14 protein-coding genes are annotated in these 15518 nt (G+C 42.0%); 4 read left to right on the top strand and 10 right to left on the bottom strand.

Going from position 1 to position 15518, the window contains the following annotated elements; all coding sequences use genetic code 11:
• Positions 1-22: 22 nt before the first annotated feature.
• Positions 23-2104: a M13 family metallopeptidase gene (locus tag ACX3PU_RS04265; RefSeq protein WP_459083677.1), complete on the bottom strand. Its 2082-nt coding sequence runs from the start codon at positions 2102-2104 to the stop codon at positions 23-25.
• Positions 2105-2197: 93 nt separating this feature from the next.
• Entirely contained in the window at positions 2198-3463 is a 1266-nt protein-coding gene (locus ACX3PU_RS04260) for a CinA family nicotinamide mononucleotide deamidase-related protein (RefSeq protein WP_459083676.1), read from the bottom strand.
• Between the two features lie 228 nt (positions 3464-3691).
• Here ACX3PU_RS04260 and ACX3PU_RS04255 point away from each other — a divergent pair, with 228 nt between their 5' ends.
• Positions 3692-4168, top strand: a complete 477-nt coding sequence (locus ACX3PU_RS04255) for a Dps family protein (protein ID WP_459083675.1) — start codon at positions 3692-3694, stop codon at positions 4166-4168.
• A gap of 86 nt (positions 4169-4254) precedes the next feature.
• Here ACX3PU_RS04255 and ACX3PU_RS04250 read toward each other — a convergent pair whose 3' ends face one another.
• The 3 genes from ACX3PU_RS04250 to ACX3PU_RS04240 form a co-directional block, all read right to left on the bottom strand.
• Positions 4255-5103, bottom strand: a complete 849-nt coding sequence (locus ACX3PU_RS04250; RefSeq protein ID WP_459083674.1) for a dienelactone hydrolase family protein — start codon at positions 5101-5103, stop codon at positions 4255-4257.
• A 111-nt stretch (positions 5104-5214) separates the two neighbouring features.
• Positions 5215-6087: a lipoyl synthase gene (gene lipA / locus ACX3PU_RS04245; RefSeq protein WP_459083673.1), complete on the bottom strand. Its 873-nt coding sequence runs from the start codon at positions 6085-6087 to the stop codon at positions 5215-5217.
• 28 nt (positions 6088-6115) lie between these two features.
• Positions 6116-6658 (bottom strand): RNA polymerase sigma factor, encoded by a 543-nt coding sequence (locus ACX3PU_RS04240; protein WP_459083672.1) that lies wholly within the window; start codon positions 6656-6658, stop codon positions 6116-6118.
• A gap of 250 nt (positions 6659-6908) precedes the next feature.
• Between ACX3PU_RS04240 and tyrS the strand changes: the two genes are divergently transcribed.
• The 3 genes from tyrS (at position 6909) to ACX3PU_RS04225 (ending at position 9813) form a co-directional block, all read left to right on the top strand.
• Positions 6909-8204, top strand: coding sequence for a tyrosine--tRNA ligase (gene tyrS / locus ACX3PU_RS04235; protein ID WP_459083671.1), 1296 nt, complete (start codon positions 6909-6911; stop codon positions 8202-8204).
• A gap of 126 nt (positions 8205-8330) precedes the next feature.
• Complete coding sequence (locus ACX3PU_RS04230) at positions 8331-8972, top strand: alpha/beta hydrolase (protein ID WP_459084013.1); 642 nt, start codon at positions 8331-8333, stop codon at positions 8970-8972.
• Between the two features lie 10 nt (positions 8973-8982).
• A complete protein-coding gene (locus ACX3PU_RS04225) occupies positions 8983-9813 on the top strand; it encodes an alpha/beta hydrolase (protein ID WP_459083670.1) in 831 nt (276 codons plus the stop codon).
• Here the strand turns inward: ACX3PU_RS04225 and purE are convergent.
• From purE to ACX3PU_RS04200, 5 genes are all read right to left on the bottom strand, one after another.
• Positions 9810-10313: a 5-(carboxyamino)imidazole ribonucleotide mutase gene (gene purE / locus ACX3PU_RS04220; protein ID WP_459084012.1), complete on the bottom strand. Its 504-nt coding sequence runs from the start codon at positions 10311-10313 to the stop codon at positions 9810-9812. The two genes, ACX3PU_RS04225 and purE, sit on opposite strands and share 4 nt — an antisense overlap.
• A gap of 141 nt (positions 10314-10454) precedes the next feature.
• Positions 10455-11564: a 5-(carboxyamino)imidazole ribonucleotide synthase gene (locus ACX3PU_RS04215; RefSeq protein ID WP_459083669.1), complete on the bottom strand. Its 1110-nt coding sequence runs from the start codon at positions 11562-11564 to the stop codon at positions 10455-10457.
• A 57-nt stretch (positions 11565-11621) separates the two neighbouring features.
• Positions 11622-12677, bottom strand: a complete 1056-nt coding sequence (locus tag ACX3PU_RS04210; RefSeq protein WP_459083668.1) for a diphosphomevalonate decarboxylase — start codon at positions 12675-12677, stop codon at positions 11622-11624.
• A 43-nt stretch (positions 12678-12720) separates the two neighbouring features.
• Complete coding sequence (locus tag ACX3PU_RS04205; protein ID WP_459083667.1) at positions 12721-14484, bottom strand: AMP-dependent synthetase/ligase; 1764 nt, start codon at positions 14482-14484, stop codon at positions 12721-12723.
• Positions 14481-15497, bottom strand: coding sequence for an NAD-dependent epimerase/dehydratase family protein (locus tag ACX3PU_RS04200; RefSeq protein WP_459083666.1), 1017 nt, complete (start codon positions 15495-15497; stop codon positions 14481-14483). The genes ACX3PU_RS04205 and ACX3PU_RS04200 overlap by 4 nt, the downstream gene beginning before the upstream one ends.
• Positions 15498-15518: the final 21 nt, after the last annotated feature.

Here is a 15518-nt window from a genome sequence, read left to right as displayed (position 1 = left end):
AAGCCTGAGCCGACTGTTTCGCTTACCAGATACGAATACGATCTTCTGGCGCTTTGTATAGATTGTCTCCTGGTTTTGTACCAAATGCTTCGTGGAACGCATCTACGTTAAGTAGAGGTGCGAACGCTCTATAGTATCCTGGAGAGTGTGGATCTGTTTTTACTTGATTCTGCATGTATTGATCCGTAGATTTGGTTCTCCAAACCGTAGCCCAACTCATAAAGAAACGTTGATCTTGCGTGAATCCACTGATCTTCCCTGGATTGCCGTGGTCTTTTAGGTACATCTGTAAAGCTTCGTATGCCACAGAAACGCCCCCTAAATCCCCGATATTTTCTCCACTCGTGAATTTACCGTTTACGAAACTTCCTTTTACAGGTTCGTAAGCATCGTACTGAGCGGCTAATTCCCCTACTTTCTTATCAAAATTCGTACGATCGGATTCCGTCCACCAGTTCTTAAGGTTTCCGTCTCCGTCAAATCTGGATCCCCCGTCGTCAAATCCGTGAGAAATCTCGTGTCCGATTACGGCACCAATTCCACCAAAATTCACTGCAGGATCTGCTTTGAAATTAAAGAAAGGAGGTTGAAGGATGGCTGCAGGGAATACGATTTCATTGTTAGAAGAGCTGTAGTATGCATTCACCGTTTGAGGAGACATTCCCCATTCTGTTTTGTCTACCGCCTTCCCTATTTTCGCTAGGTTTTTGTCGTAATTCCACTTCGATAAATTCACAAGGTTTCCATAAAGGGATCCTCCGTCTTTAGGCGAAGCCATTTGAAGTTTTGAATAGTCTTTCCAAGTATCTGGATACGCAATCTTAACCGTGAATTTAGAGAGTTTTTCTTTTGCTTTCACTTTCGTATCCGCGCTCATCCAGTCTAGGTCTCCAATGCGCTTATCAAACGCTTTGCGGATGTAATCCACATAGGTTACCATTTGCGATTTTGCTTCTGCTGGGAAATATTTCTCTACATATAGTTTTCCGAAGGCTTCTCCTAAAATACCGTTGATTAGAGAAAGACCTCTTTTTTCCATCGGTCTTTGTTCTTTCTGTCCTTGAAGGTATTTTGAGTAGAAATCAAAATTCAGATCGTCCATTTTTTGATCTAGGTTCCCCATGTTTCCTCTTAGCAGGTGCATTTTCATGTACTCTTTTAAGAGAGGTAGGTTCTTCTCTGTAATGAACTTATCCATATTTTGGTAATACTCAAGTTCACCCACGATCACGCGGTCTGTATTCACTCCTACTGTTTTTAAATAGGTAGGAAGATCTACATTTTTCACAAGACTCTTAAGCTCTGCATTGGTCTTTGGATTGTAACGTAAGTTCGCATCTCTACCCTCTTCATTGGTAAGTAGGTAATTTGCCAATTGGTTTTCAAAAGCGACCACTTCAGAAGCCGACTTCGCTGGATTCGTAGACCCTAGCGTTTCAAAAAGTTTCCCTGCAAACTCTGTGTATTTTGCAAGAGTGGCTGTATTCGCTTCGCTTTTCTTTTGGTAATAGTCTTTTCCAAGGCCTAAGGCTGGACCTCCTAAGTACACTGCATTCATTACAGAGTTTTTAAGATCGGCCCCGACTCTCCATCCGTAGAAAGGATTGTCTCCCGTTTTGGTGGCTTCATTTAAATAAGACTGGAACTGCTTTAAATTTGAAATTGCATCAATTTTTGCAAGATCTGCTTTGATGGGAGAAAGACCAAGAGCGTTACGGGTATCCCAGTCGATAAAGCTCCCGTAAAGAGCCTGAATTTTTTGACCTTCAGATCCTTTTGCAAAAGAATCGGTTAGGATTTTATTTAAAATTTCAAGCGACGCATTGTCCGTTTCGTCTCTAAGTTCGTTGAACGAACCCCAAGATACTTTGTCCGAAGGAATCTCCGTGTTCTTGTACCAATTTCCGTTCACGTACGTAAAGAAATCCTCGGTAGGTTTTACCGAAGTATCCATGTACTCAAGGTTGATTCCATGTTCCTCTGCATCGGATGTGGCGGATGCACTCGCCTCAGTTTGGGTGTCGGCTGCAGGAGCTTTTGTAGCACAAGAATTGAGTAAAACCATTCCTGAAAAAGCAAGCAAACCAATAGTAACTTTTTTCATGTATAACTTTGATTTAATAGTATATAGGTTGTAAGTAAGAATTAAACGTTACAATTTAGTTAAATTATTTGATTAATGTTAAAGGTTTTGGCCTTAAGCGAGCCAGTCCATTCGTCGTTTTACTAGGATTTCAGCGAGTTCATGTAGCGCTCTCAAGGAAACAAAATTCATAAAATCCTTGCGGTCCAAATGAGGCAAGTAAAGTCGTCTGGTCACTTCAAAGTCATGTACACGGATCGAATAATAGACTTCACCCACCGGCGTGTTGTAAGCATCTGATGAGGGCCCTGCTGCCCCTGTCGTGGCAATGGCTAGCTCACTCCCGAAGAATTTTTGACAGCACAAACTCATTTCCTTTGCCACTTCAGAAGAGACGACACCGAACTCCTGGATTGTCTTTTCACGAACACCCAATAGCTTTACTTTCTGACTTGTATCGTAGGGCACGATTCCCCCAAGATAATGGGCGGATATTCCGGGAACACTTACAAGGCAACTAGAAATGGTTCCTCCAGTGCAGCTCTCGGCTACACTTAAAGTCAACTTCTCTTTCTGGAGCAAAGTGTGAAGTACAGCCTCAATACTACTTCCATCCCACGAAAATACAAAGGGCGCTAAAAGAGATCGGATCGGTTCAAACGTATCGGTAAGCTCCTTTTTCAACAATTCTAGATTGTTGCCAGATCCACTCAATTGCAATTTGATTCGACCTTCCACCGGTAGGTACGAAAGACTCAAATGCTTGGGTAGCGAAAGCTCCCACTCTTCAATAAGATTAGAAAGTTCGCTCTCTGGGATACCGGAGACAGAAACGGTCCTCGTCACTAAAAAAGGCAAGGAAAATCGAGAAGACAGGTAGGGAATAATCTGATCCTTCACTAGGGGTTTCACTTCGTAGGGAACGCCGGGCATACAAATCGCAATCTTCCCCTCTTTTTCCATCATTTGACAGGGAGCGGTTCCATGTTCGTTCTGAAAGACTTTTGCTCCCTCTAGTACGAGCGCTTGGTTCTTATTCAAATCAAGAAGGTAAGACCTGTTTCTCTTTTCAAGGATAGACTTCAAATGCTCATAGGTTGCCGGATCAATGGCAGAACTTACTCCGAAATAACGCCCAAAGGCCAATAGCGTTTGATCGTCCTTGGTAGGACCGAGTCCACCCGTGGTTAAAACGAGATCCGCCCTTTCAAATGCGCGACCTAATGCCGATACGATTTCGGCAAGTTCGTCCTTTACCGTAAGAATAGCTTCCAGAGCAACTCCAATCTTTTTCAATTCCGTGGCTATAAAATTCGAATTGGTATCTAGGGTGTCGCCAGAAAGAATTTCTCCACCCACGGCAATAATCACTGCTTTCATTAAGGAAAGGTCGGAATTTTGACTGAGAAATCGATCGCGATCTGGAATTAAATTGATGTCGTTATTAATAATTTGAAATGCACTAGTAGGTTTATTCCTTTTTCTTTAAAAAAAAATAAATTCATCAAACAAGAGACCCCCACATAGAAAACTCTATAAACATCGTGCTAAATTTTATAAAGCTATAGCCAAACATCCTATTTATCTTTGTCATACAAAAACACAATTATGAAAGTAGACTTAGGCATTTCAGCCAAAAATTTAAAATCTTTACATGAACTTCTTAACAAAGTTCTTGCGGACGGGAACGTCCTATATATTAAATTGAGAAAATTCCATTGGAACTTAAACGGTCCTGATTTCTTAGAATTGCATGAGCTTTTCGAAGCGCAGTACACCGCATTAGAAGTCGCCATTGATCAAGTGGCAGAACGCATTAGCACCCTTGGAGGAATTGCGGACGGTACAATGAGTGAATTTATTGCAAATTCTCAGATTAAGGAAACACCAGGCAAAATTCCAACGAATCAAATGATGTTAAAAGAGCTTGTGGGTGATCATGAAAAGATTGTAAAAGCCCTACGTAAATATGTGGATAGTGCCGACACCAAATATGGGGATGCAGGGACTGCCGACTTCTTAACGGGTCTTATGACAGATCACGAGACGATGGCGTGGAAACTACGTCAGTACTTTAGAGAATAAATCATTTATTTCATTTTACTTAAGCAATTAGGCCCGCTTCAATTTTGAAGCGGGCCTAATTTTATTGCAGTAAAAGTATTTCCTTTCTATTGGAAAATGGAGGAGAAAAAGGCTTTCATTTCTTCCCAAGATTTCTCATCTGCCTCTTTGTTGTAGGCAATGTTCATATCAAACTTCTTCCCTACTTCTGTTGAAGCAGGATTGGTAAAGGCGTGCACTGCGCCTGGGTAGTTCACAAACTTATAATCAATCTTCGCAGAATCCATTTCTTTCTTAAAAGCGGCGATTTCTTCCGCCGGTACAAAATTATCCGCCTCCCCATTCAGCACGAGGTATTTCACTTTTGAATTTGTCGGTTTGACGCCCGTTTGAAGATTTCCATGGAAACTTACCACTCCTTTTAACTCCTGGTTTTGGCGACCGAGATTCAGCGCTTGCGCTCCTCCAAAACAGTAACCCATCACGGCTATTTTACTTCCATCCGCCTTCGAATCTTTCGCCAAAGTGGCTTTCACGGCCTGATAAATAGCCTGCCCTTTCGAGGGATCTTGGTAGAACACAGTAGCTTCCTTTTGCGCCTCTTCAGGGGTTTGAACTGCCTTTCCATTGCCGTAATAGTCTAGCGCTACAGCGTAATACCCTAGACTGGCTAATTGGTCGGCCCTGCCCTTTGCATAGTCATTTAAGCCCCACCATTCCGGAATTACCAGTACAATCGGGAGCGATCCTGCGCGCGTAGAATCGTACGCCACATAGCCTTTATGACTAATTCCATTGGCATCATACTCTAGGACTTTGGTATGAAGTTGAGCCTGTTCAACGGTAACAGAATCCGAACTCACCTCGGGTTCCAATACTTTAGAATCTGTCTTTTTCTGACAGGAAACGAGCGCAATACTGGCAAACAAAAGCGCGCTGAAGAATGTTAATTTCATATTTTTTTATTTTTTGGTGTTTTTAAAGTTAAAAAAAATATTCTAAAGCTTTATAAAAAAGAGAGCGACCCAAAAGGTCGCTCTCTATATATTTTCTGTCGTACTTAGTAATTACAATAAGTGTCTTTCGGCGTGGTAAGAACTTCTTACCAAAGGAGAGCTCTCCACGTGTCGGAACCCTAACCCTAAAGCAAATTCGCGGTACTCTTCAAATTCTTCAGGACTTACAAATCGCTTTACGGGCAAATGGTTTTTACTAGGTTGTAAATATTGTCCTATCGTGATCACATCTACTTTCGCTTCGCGAATGTCTTCGATGGTTCTTAGTACTTCGTCTTTCTCTTCTCCAAGTCCTAACATTAGACCCGTCTTGGTTCTTCTTTGACCTGAGTCTTTCAAGTAACGAAGCACATCAAGGCTACGTTCATACTTCGCTTGAATCCGTACTTCTCTTGTTAATCGTTTTACAGTTTCCATGTTATGGGAAATCACCTCGGGTGCCACCTCAAGCATGCGATCGATATGTTTATGAACGCCTTGGAAGTCTGGGATTAACGTCTCCATTGTGGTTCCCGGGGAAATTCTTCTCACCGCATTCACGGTTTCTGCCCATAGAATGGATCCCATGTCTTTCAAGTCATCACGGTCTACAGAGGTAAGAACTGCATGCTTAATTTTCATAAGCTTAATAGATCGTGCTACTTTCTCAGGTTCATCCCAGTTGACATCGAGTGGCTTCCCAGTCTTAACGCCGCAAAAACCACAACTACGCGTACAAATATTTCCAAGGATCATGAACGTGGCCGTCCCCTCTCCCCAACATTCACCCATGTTGGGACAGCTCCCACTTTGGCAAATCGTATTAAGTTTGTATTTATCCACTAAGGAACGAAGTTCCCGGTAGTTTTTACCGGTTGGGAGTTTCACCCGAATCCATTTCGGTTTTTGTATCGTTGTATTTGGGGTCATTAATTGCTCTTCCATAATAGTCTGCACGCTTTCGCCTGCTTTTTTATTTCTTTAATAATTCCGCTAGGACCTTTTTGGCTCGCATAATTCGAACCTTTGTATTCGAAACCGAGAGTCCTAATTCCTCGGCAATTTCTTTAATGCTTTTCTCTTCGTAAAAGCGAAGCGTTATAATTTGCTGATAGCTTTTATCCATGGTAGAGAGAATCTGCCTAATCTCTGACTGCTCTTCTAGACTAATCATGAGTTCCTCGGGAGATTGTGCAAATTCATTATGCACTTCTTCTAAATCGGTATGCAAGTCTTTCGTCTCCCGACTCTTTTTTCTCCAAAAATCAATCGTCGTGTTCTGTGCAATGGTCAAAACCCACGTTTTAAATTCAAACTGCGGATCAAAATAATCGAGTTTGCCTAAGACTTTCGAAAACACCTTCACGGTGATTTCATCTGCATCGTTCTTATCCCCTACTTTCTTTAAGACATAAGAGAAGACCGCTACCCAATACAAATTAATGAGTTGAGTCTGCGCTTTTTGGTCTTTTTCACGCGCTTTTTGAATGAGCAAAAGGAGCTTTGATTTCGTCATTTAAAAGACAAATTTACGAAAAAATAAAGTGTAAATCGAACCTTCTACAGCAAGTCCTTAGAATTGAAGAAACCCACAAAAATTCCACTTCAAAATAAGAGTGAGGAACTTAATGAAACTAGAGATAAGGGGGCTGCTCACTCCTAGGCAAAGAATGGAACCTTTAAAGGAAAGTGGCTAAAAGCATGTTAGGTTTAATTAGGCGCTCTAGGAAGTATTTACTAATTTTGCACGTTATAAATTTAGAATAATGAATCCTTTTATCGAAGAATTAAAATGGCGCGGCCTTTACGCCGACATGATGCCAGGAACCGAAGATCAACTCAATAAAGAGATGACCTCTGCCTATATCGGGTTTGACCCCACGGCCGATTCTTTGCACATAGGGAGTCTTATTCCCATTAAAGTTCTTGCTCATTTCCAGCAGCATGGCCACAAGCCAATCGCACTTGTGGGTGGAGCGACAGGTATGATTGGTGACCCTTCTGGGAAATCCTCGGAAAGGAACCTTTTGGACGAGGCGACCCTTAATCACTATGTAGAATGTTTGAAAGGCCAGCTTTCTCGTTTCCTAGACTTTGAAGGTTCAGGAGAGAATCGTGCAGAATTGGTGAACAACTATGACTGGATGAAGGAAGTTACCTTTCTAGATTTCGTTAAAGACATCGGAAAGCATTTAACGGTTAATTACATGATGGCGAAAGACTCTGTAAAAAAGCGTTTTTCAGGCCAAGACGGTGCTGACGGAATGAGTTTTACTGAATTCACCTACCAACTATTGCAAGGATATGATTTCCTGCACTTATACAAAGAGAAGAATGTAAAACTACAAATGGGCGGTTCCGACCAGTGGGGAAACATCACCACAGGATCCGAACTAATCCGTAGAAAAGTACAAGGAGAAGCCTTCGCCTTAACGGTGCCCCTCATTACCAAAGCGGACGGAACTAAATTTGGAAAATCAGAAAGCGGTGAAAATTACTGGCTCGATAAAAAAAGAACCTCCCCGTATAAATTTTACCAATTCTGGTTAAATTCAAGCGATCAAGATAGCGAGCGCTTTATTAAGTTCTACACGTTTTTAGATCAACAGACCATTACGGATTTAATTACCCTTCATAAAGAAGCCCCGCACGAACGCAAACTTCAAAAGACCTTGGCGAAGGAAGTCACCACGTGGGTGCACGGAGAGGAAGAATACGAGAAGGCGGTTAAAGCTTCTGAGATTCTCTTTGGACGTTCCACGGCCTCTGACTTAGTTGAACTTGAAGAAGAAACTTTTTTGGAAGTTTTTGAAGGGGTTCCTCAAAAAGAAGTTTCAAAAGCAGATCTTTTTGATAGTAACTTAACCGATGTTTTATCGGAGTTGAGTGGCTTTTTAAAATCCAAAAGCGAAGCACAAAGAGAACTAAAAGGACAAAGTATTTCGGTCAACAAAGTGAAAGTGGATGCCGAGTTTCAATGCACGGAAAGCGATTTAATCGATGGGAAATTCCTTTTGCTACAGAAAGGGAAAAAGAATTACTTCATTCTTAAAGCAATCTAACTAGTCTTTTCACAAGAAATATACAAACTAAGCCGAATCGTAAAAAATTCGGCTTTTTTACTTCGTAGCCAAATGTAAGGGACAATGATTCTCTCTCTTTTTAAAGAAAATCTTTACCTTTGGGCTATGGTATTAGATCACTTAGTAAGGGAACCTGAAACAATCACTCCCGCTACCCCCATATTATTTTTACTCCACGGCTATGGAAGCCACGAGGAGGACCTTTTTGCTTTTACACCGGACTTACCCTCGGACTGGATCATTGTAAGCTTTAGAGCGCCGTTAAACGCCCCCATTGAGGGCTACGCATGGTATTCGATTGACTTCATGGATCTGGAACGTCTGGTGGATGTTCCTGAGGCAACCGATTCTCTCAATGCCGTGATGAACTCGATTAAAGAAATTCGAGAACGCTATAAGCTTGACAATACGACCCCATCGCATTTGTGCGGGTTTAGTCAAGGGGGAATTCTAAGTTATGCCCTCTCCCTTACTTATCCAGAGCAATTCTCAAAAGTAGCTTTGCTTTCTGCTTATCCCGAAAATAGACTTCTGACCCAAAGAGTCAAAGAAAAAAAGCGTTTGGAACACCTTCGCTTTTTCGTATCTCATGGAACTGACGATGTCACAATTCCTTTAGAATGGGGCTCAAAAGGAGCAGAAATGCTTTACGATTTTGGATGCTACTTCACTTTCCGTGAGTATGTAAGTGGACACGGCGTAAACCAAAAGAACTACAAAGATTTAATGGAGTTTTTTGAATCGTAAAACCAAAAAAATGAAATTTTTACCCCTTCTCATGGCGATTGGAATGCTTGGCACCGCCACAGCGCAAGAGCATTCAAGTTCTACAAGAGAAAAAAACGTTCATATTCTCTCTGAGAACTTTGAAATCCCTCAATTAAATCGAGAACGAAGAATTTGGATCTATCTACCTCCTTCGTATACCTCATCGAATAAAAAGTTTCCAGTTCTATACTTGCACGATGGACAAAACCTTTTTGACAAGGCCACATCCTATGCAGGGGAATGGGGAGTAGACGAGACGCTTAATACCCTTTCGAAAGAAGGATATGCTGAGAGTATTGTCGTAGGGATAGACAACGGAGGAGAAAAACGGATGGATGAACTCTCTCCTTTTAAAAACGAAGAGTACAAAGCAGGAGGAAGCGGAGATGAATATCTCGCCTTTGTCGTGGAGACTTTAAAACCTTATATTGATTCTCATTACCGTACTAAAGCTTCACGCAAGAATACGACCCTTGGTGGAAGTTCTTTAGGTGCACTAATATCGGTTTACGGCGGTGTGAAATACCCCGATACTTTTGGAAACATCCTCGCTTTTAGTTCCGCATTTTGGTTCAATCGTGAACCTTTAATGACCTATATAAAAGAATCGGATCACTCGCTGAGGAAACAGCGATACTATTTCATTGAAGGGGAAAAGGAATCCTTTGACATGGGAAAAGACACCTCAAAGGTGATTACTTTACTAAAAGAGAAAGGAGTAAAAACGAAGAACGTTTTTTACAAAGTTCACCCTGATGGAAAACACAACGAAGCGTACTGGAATCGTGAGTTTCCAGGTGCTTACAAGTGGTTACACTAAAGGTCGTATCCGTTCGGATGCTGCTCTTTAAGCGCCTGCACAGTTCCAAGAACTTTGGTCTCTAGTCCTTTTTGATACTCTGATAGTCTATTGGATATAGCCTCATCAAAACTGCCGATAATTTTTGCAGCCAAAAGACCTGCATTCACTGCGCCGTCCAATCCGACGGTGGCTACTGGAATCCCAGCTGGCATTTGAAGTATGGAAAGGATGGAGTCCCATCCGTCAATTGAATTGCTTGAATGAATAGGCACCCCAATTACTGGCAATGTGGTTTCACTTGCGACCATTCCTGGCAAATGGGCAGCGCCCCCTGCTCCTGCAATGATCACACGAAGTCCTCTTTCTTTGGCTCTTGAGGCGTAATCAAACATTCTTTTAGGGGTACGATGCGCCGACACAACGGTCAATTCATAAGGGACCTCAAGGGTTTTTAATATGTCTGCTGCACCTTGCATAATTCTAAGATCGCTCTGCGAACCCATGATGATTCCTACCATATCTACTTGTTTAGTTTTCAAAGATAATGAAAATATAAAAAAATTAGGCTACCAAACGAATGCGCGGAAGTGGCCATTTAAATAGCTTGTAAATTAAAATGAGTAAAACCCCGATGGACCTACCAAAAAAAATCCGGAGTCCTATTTCGAAATCACTCGTACTACTTTCTTCAGCTCTAAGAGCTCCTGGATTAACTCTTCTCTATTTTCTGCAACCACGTTCACGTGTCCCATTTTTCGACCTGGTTTCGTCTCTGTCTTGCCATAAAGGTGAACATACGTATTGGGTCTAGATAGGAGATTCTCTAGTCCTTCATAGAGAACAGGTCCTGAATACCCTGCCTCTCCTACTAAATTTAACATACCGGAATAGCCTTTCTCCTTGGTACTGGCTAACGGAAGATTTTTAAGCACTCGATACATCTGCTCAAACTGGGAATTAAAATTCCCCTCTTGCGTTTGGTGCCCTGAGTTATGAAGCCTTGGCGCAGTTTCATTTACCCAAACTTTCCCCTTTTTATCTAAAAAGAGTTCAATAGCAAATAAGCCGGGAGATTCTGCAGCTTGAAGGAATTGCTTTGCAATCATTTCAATTTGGGAGGCTGCATCCAAAGAAATGTCGCTTGGACAAAGATTAAAATCAAGTAAGTTTAGAACGGGATCTGCAAGCATTTCCGTGACAGGGAAAACCGCCACTTCTCCCTTTTGATTGCGAGCTACAATGACGGAAAGTTCTTTTTCAATATCGACCAGGGATTCAATTACAGAGGGTGCATCCCATAGTTTTTCTAAATCTTCCTCTGAACGAATCACTTGAACGCCCTTTCCATCGTATCCACCTGTATTGAGCTTTTGTACGAAAGGAAATTCAAAATCGATTTCTGTTTTAGACTGCACCGCTTGAAATTTAGGAGACGGAATTCCCTTCTCCTTATAAAACTCTTTTTGAAGAATTTTTTGTTGGATAATCTGAATGATTCTAGGTCTAGGGATTACCTCAACTCCTGTTTTTTCCAGTTCAAAGAGCGCTTCGACGTTCACATGCTCAATCTCAATGGACACCACGTCTTTCCCCTCTCCAAAGTCTAGAACCGTTTGATAGTTATTAAAATCGCCCTGCGTAAAATCAGAAATCGTGTGGCAAGGTGCATCTTTAGCGGGATCGAGCGTGAACCACTGATCGTCGTATTTTAAAGCTTCTTGAATGAGCATTCGTCCGAGCTGGCCTCCGCCTAATAATCCTATTTTCATTCCTCTGTGAATTTACGGTTGTCTCTAATTTTCTATTAATCTTCTTTTTTGAAAGGGTTAAAAAACCATTTCGTCTTTTACAATGCCTCCTTTTTGGGTGAGTGGCTTTAAGCTGGTTTCAATAAAGGTGGTGATGGCCTCTCTAGATTCGTTCTGTGGGAAAAGCAAATGGACATTCGCTCCTGCATCTAAAGTGAAAAAAAGGGGATGTCCCGTTTCTTTTCTGAAATTCCAAATTTCATTAATCACCTCAAGAGTTCCCGACTTCATTAAAAGATAAGCCGGATTACTCATCATCATGAGCGCATGAAGAGTAAGAGCCTCATGCTCCACAAGTTTAATGAAAGCCTGTAGATCCCCTGCTTTTAATATTCTTAAGAGTTCACTTAAGTTCTCTCTTGCTTCTTCAAAGCGACGCTCTGCATAAGGATGGTCGTTCATAAGGGAATGTCCGACTGTAGAACTTACACTTTTCTCACCTTCGTGAATTAATAGAACCCAATCGTTAAAGGATCTAAAGAGGGGATGAACTTCGCTAGAAGGATAAGGAAGTCCGTAAAGAGAGGAGCTTTTTTCCATTTCTGGGATTTCTCCCCAAACCACAAGTCCTTCGTGCAGACTTCGAGCGGCACTTCCACTTCCGAGTCTGGCTAAGAAACTAGCCTTTTGGAGACTCTGTTCTTGGGAAAGGGTAGATCCAAACTTCTCATCTAGAGCCATCAGACATTTAGCTAAGGCTGCAAATCCAGAGGCAGAAGACGCAATTCCCGAACTATGAGGAAAGGAGTTTTCTGTGTGGATTTCGTAGAACCCTTTTGTGATCCAAGGCAAATAAGCCTGAATGGTTTTAAAATAAGTTTCAATTTTCTTTGAAAATGCCGGGTTCTTTTCCCCTGCTAGATAGAGCTCCACCCCAAAAGGCTTCTCCGTATCAAAACTCATTTCCGTTTGGGTGTTGCAATTCTTAAGCGTGTAGCTAATGCTTGGATTCGCTGGAATTTGCCCTGCGTATTTCCCCCAATATTTCACAAGGGCAATATTGCTGGGAGCCATTTGTTTTACACTTGTTGAAAAAACCTTTGCCTCAAACAAGGCCAAAAATTCGGTATGCATTTCTTTTTCTATTTGATTCAAACTTGTCTCTTTCTGGAAGGACTTAAGCTTTGTACAATTTCTCAATTTCTGTATGGTACTTCTCGAGCACCACTTTTCTTTTGACTTTTAAAGTCGGGGTAATCTCACCCGACTCAATTTCAAATTCTTTTGGAAGCAAAATGAATTTCTTGATTTTTTCATGACCTTGCAATCCCTTTTGCAACTCGCCAATTCTTTCGCTGTAATACTCGTGCAATCTAGAATTCTTGGTGACTTCTTCCCAATCTCCTGGGGTTATATTTAAACTTGTAAGTTTAGATTCAATCACTTCAAAATTAGGAACAACAATAGCACTTGCAAACGGTCGACCTTCTGCAATGAGCATCACTTGAGAGATATCCTCGTCATTCAAAAGTATATTTTCAATCAATTGGGGAGCTAAGTACTTCCCGTTGGAGGTTTTCATTAAGTCCTTGATACGATCGGTAATGTAAAGATTCCCTTTTGAATCTATTTTCCCTGCATCGCCGGTTCGAAACCAACCGTCGGAAGTAAAAACATGATCGGTCTCCTCCGGTTTCTTGTAATATCCTTTCATAATTCCGGGACCTTTCACAAGAATTTCATCCTCTGGACCTATTTTGATTTCGGTTCCATTCAGGGGGATTCCACAAGAGCCGTGCTCATAGCGAGTACGAGGAAAAGCGGTAAGGGTCGCTGTGGTTTCGGTAAGTCCATACCCTACGGTCATAGGAATGCCTAGGGCCGCAAAAAACTTTGTCACTTCAGGAGAAATGGACGCTCCGCCGCAAGGCATAAACCATAGGTTTCCTCCCATTTTATTTTTAATCTTTTGAAACACTAAACCGTTCGCAATTGCATACTTTACACGAAGAGAAAGCGAAGGCTTTCCTTCCAATCGTAAAATCTCAGCGCGCTCCGTACCCGCTTTAAGTGCCCAAGCAAAGAGCTTTTTCTTTACAGGTGAGGATTTCTCCACCATCCCGTGAACGCCTGCATAGATTTTCTGATAGAAGCGTGGAACCGCGCACATAAGGGTGGGCTTTACCTCCGTAAGCGCAGAGGCTATCAATTTGGTATTTTCTAAGAAACTTACTTTGGCAGCCCCTGTAAGGCAAAGCAAAGTCCAGCTTCTTTCGAAGACATGCGTTAAAGGCAGAAATGCAAGCGAATGCTCCTTTTCAAAGGATTGAAATTTAAAAAACTCAAAATGCGCCGCGATGGCCTTTGTGAAATTTCCGTGGGTGAGCATCACTCCTTTCGGTTCTCCTGTGGTTCCAGAGGTATAAATAAGGGTCGCTAGATCTTCGTGCTCTTTTGGCTCAATCTCTAAGGTTTCGCTCGCCTTTTTAATGAACTCGTCTAGGTAAACACTTTTGGTTTTCTTCGTCCAAATTCTCTTCTTGGCCAAAATAAGCTGTTCGATTTCTAGGCCATTTTCCATTAAATCAAAAGCCAGATCATACTGCTCTTGGTTTCCGACAAGTAGGACGCGAACCTTGGCTTCCTGCAGGATGTAAGAAACCTGCTCTGCATTCGCGGTCGAATAAAGCGGAACGCTCACGGCCCCTAAGGCCATTGTAGCTAAATCAAAAACAATCCATTCTGCAGAATTGTCGGAATAAATTCCGACATGATCTCCGTTTTTAATTCCAAACTCTTTTAAGGCGTTGGCCGTTTTGTACACGATACGAGAAAAATCCATCCAAGAAAGCTCCTTCCACTCCTCGTCTTTTTTAAAGCCAATCGCCGGACGCGTGGGATATTTCTGGGTGTTTGCTTTTAGAAATTCAGTTACATTCATAAAAGTGAGGATTTGTCTTTGTTTATATAATGATCAAGATGGTAATTAAGGCTTTCTTCTACCGGTATGAACTCAAAATTAAATTCGTTCTTAAACTGTTCGCTGCTCACTTTGCTGCTCGAACAAAGGGCTTTTACATTTACGGAATTGAGCATTCGTAGCGATGGAACAAGCCACCCTAATAGGAACTGAAGTCCTACGCCTAGTTTTAAAACAAAGGCAGGTAAAACTTTGGCCTCTTTTTTTTGGAAGGCTGCCCGTATATGATTCGCAACCCACAGATTGGGTTTGCTTTCTGAAACAAGTATATAGCGCTCATTCTTCGGCTCTGAGTTCATTAAGAGGCGAGACGCTTTAGAGACGTCCCTTACATCGACATAACTGGAAATGCCTGGAGGAGCAAAAGGCAAGTCTTTATAACGAGAATAAAGCTCTCCGCTGCTTTGCTTCCAGTTTCCGGAACCGAGAATGATTCCTGGATTCACCACAATTACTCTTAAGCCTTCTGCTGAAGCGCGCATGACTTCCAACTCTGCCATGTGTTTTGAAATTGCGTACGAAGAATGGGTAAGTTTGGGATTAAAATCACACGTTTCGTCCACTTCTCCCTCTGCATTATGCCCGTCTAAAACCGCAATGGAGCTCACGTGTAAAAGAGACTCTACCTGTGAATTTTCGATCGCATAAAGAAGGTTTTGGATTCCCTCTGCGTTGGTCTGATAAATCTTTTCTTCTTTCCTGGGATCAAAAGAAACTTCTCCCATGCAGTGGTAAACACTTTTTACGCCTACAAGAGCTTTTTCCAGGGTATCGAGGTCCTTAAAATCCACCTCTACCCACTCAATTTGCTCCCAGAGCTTTTGCGTTCCCCCGTGGTATAAGAAAAAAGCATCTTTAACGGCCCTTAGGTCACTTGAGGCGCGGCAAAGAGCACGAACCTCTTGTGCTTCGCGAATAAGATCAAACACGAGGACTCGACCTAGTAGACCTGTGGCGCCGGTAACTGCAATCATGGGGCGTAAAATTTTAAATTT

Source organism: Chryseobacterium sp. A301 (assembly GCF_054489425.1).
This window is presented reverse-complemented; position numbering and strand designations above follow the sequence as displayed.

Bases quoted from the DNA above. Each gene is read 5' to 3' on its own strand.
- ACX3PU_RS04265 (WP_459083677.1), bottom strand. From the start codon at position 2,104: ATGAAAAAAGTTACTATTGGTTTGCTTGCTTTTTCAGGAATGGTTTTA.
- ACX3PU_RS04260 (WP_459083676.1), bottom strand. From the start codon at position 3,463: ATGAAAGCAGTGATTATTGCCGTGGGTGGAGAAATTCTTTCTGGCGAC.
- ACX3PU_RS04255 (WP_459083675.1), top strand. From the start codon at position 3,692: ATGAAAGTAGACTTAGGCATTTCAGCCAAAAATTTAAAATCTTTACAT.
- ACX3PU_RS04250 (WP_459083674.1), bottom strand. From the start codon at position 5,103: ATGAAATTAACATTCTTCAGCGCGCTTTTGTTTGCCAGTATTGCGCTC.
- lipA (WP_459083673.1), bottom strand. From the start codon at position 6,087: ATGGAAGAGCAATTAATGACCCCAAATACAACGATACAAAAACCGAAA.
- ACX3PU_RS04240 (WP_459083672.1), bottom strand. From the start codon at position 6,658: ATGACGAAATCAAAGCTCCTTTTGCTCATTCAAAAAGCGCGTGAAAAA.
- tyrS (WP_459083671.1), top strand. From the start codon at position 6,909: ATGAATCCTTTTATCGAAGAATTAAAATGGCGCGGCCTTTACGCCGAC.
- ACX3PU_RS04230 (WP_459084013.1), top strand. From the start codon at position 8,331: ATGGTATTAGATCACTTAGTAAGGGAACCTGAAACAATCACTCCCGCT.
- ACX3PU_RS04225 (WP_459083670.1), top strand. From the start codon at position 8,983: ATGAAATTTTTACCCCTTCTCATGGCGATTGGAATGCTTGGCACCGCC.
- purE (WP_459084012.1), bottom strand. From the start codon at position 10,313: ATGGTAGGAATCATCATGGGTTCGCAGAGCGATCTTAGAATTATGCAA.
- ACX3PU_RS04215 (WP_459083669.1), bottom strand. From the start codon at position 11,564: ATGAAAATAGGATTATTAGGCGGAGGCCAGCTCGGACGAATGCTCATT.
- ACX3PU_RS04210 (WP_459083668.1), bottom strand. From the start codon at position 12,677: ATGCATACCGAATTTTTGGCCTTGTTTGAGGCAAAGGTTTTTTCAACA.
- ACX3PU_RS04205 (WP_459083667.1), bottom strand. From the start codon at position 14,484: ATGAATGTAACTGAATTTCTAAAAGCAAACACCCAGAAATATCCCACG.
- ACX3PU_RS04200 (WP_459083666.1), bottom strand. From the start codon at position 15,497: ATGATTGCAGTTACCGGCGCCACAGGTCTACTAGGTCGAGTCCTCGTG.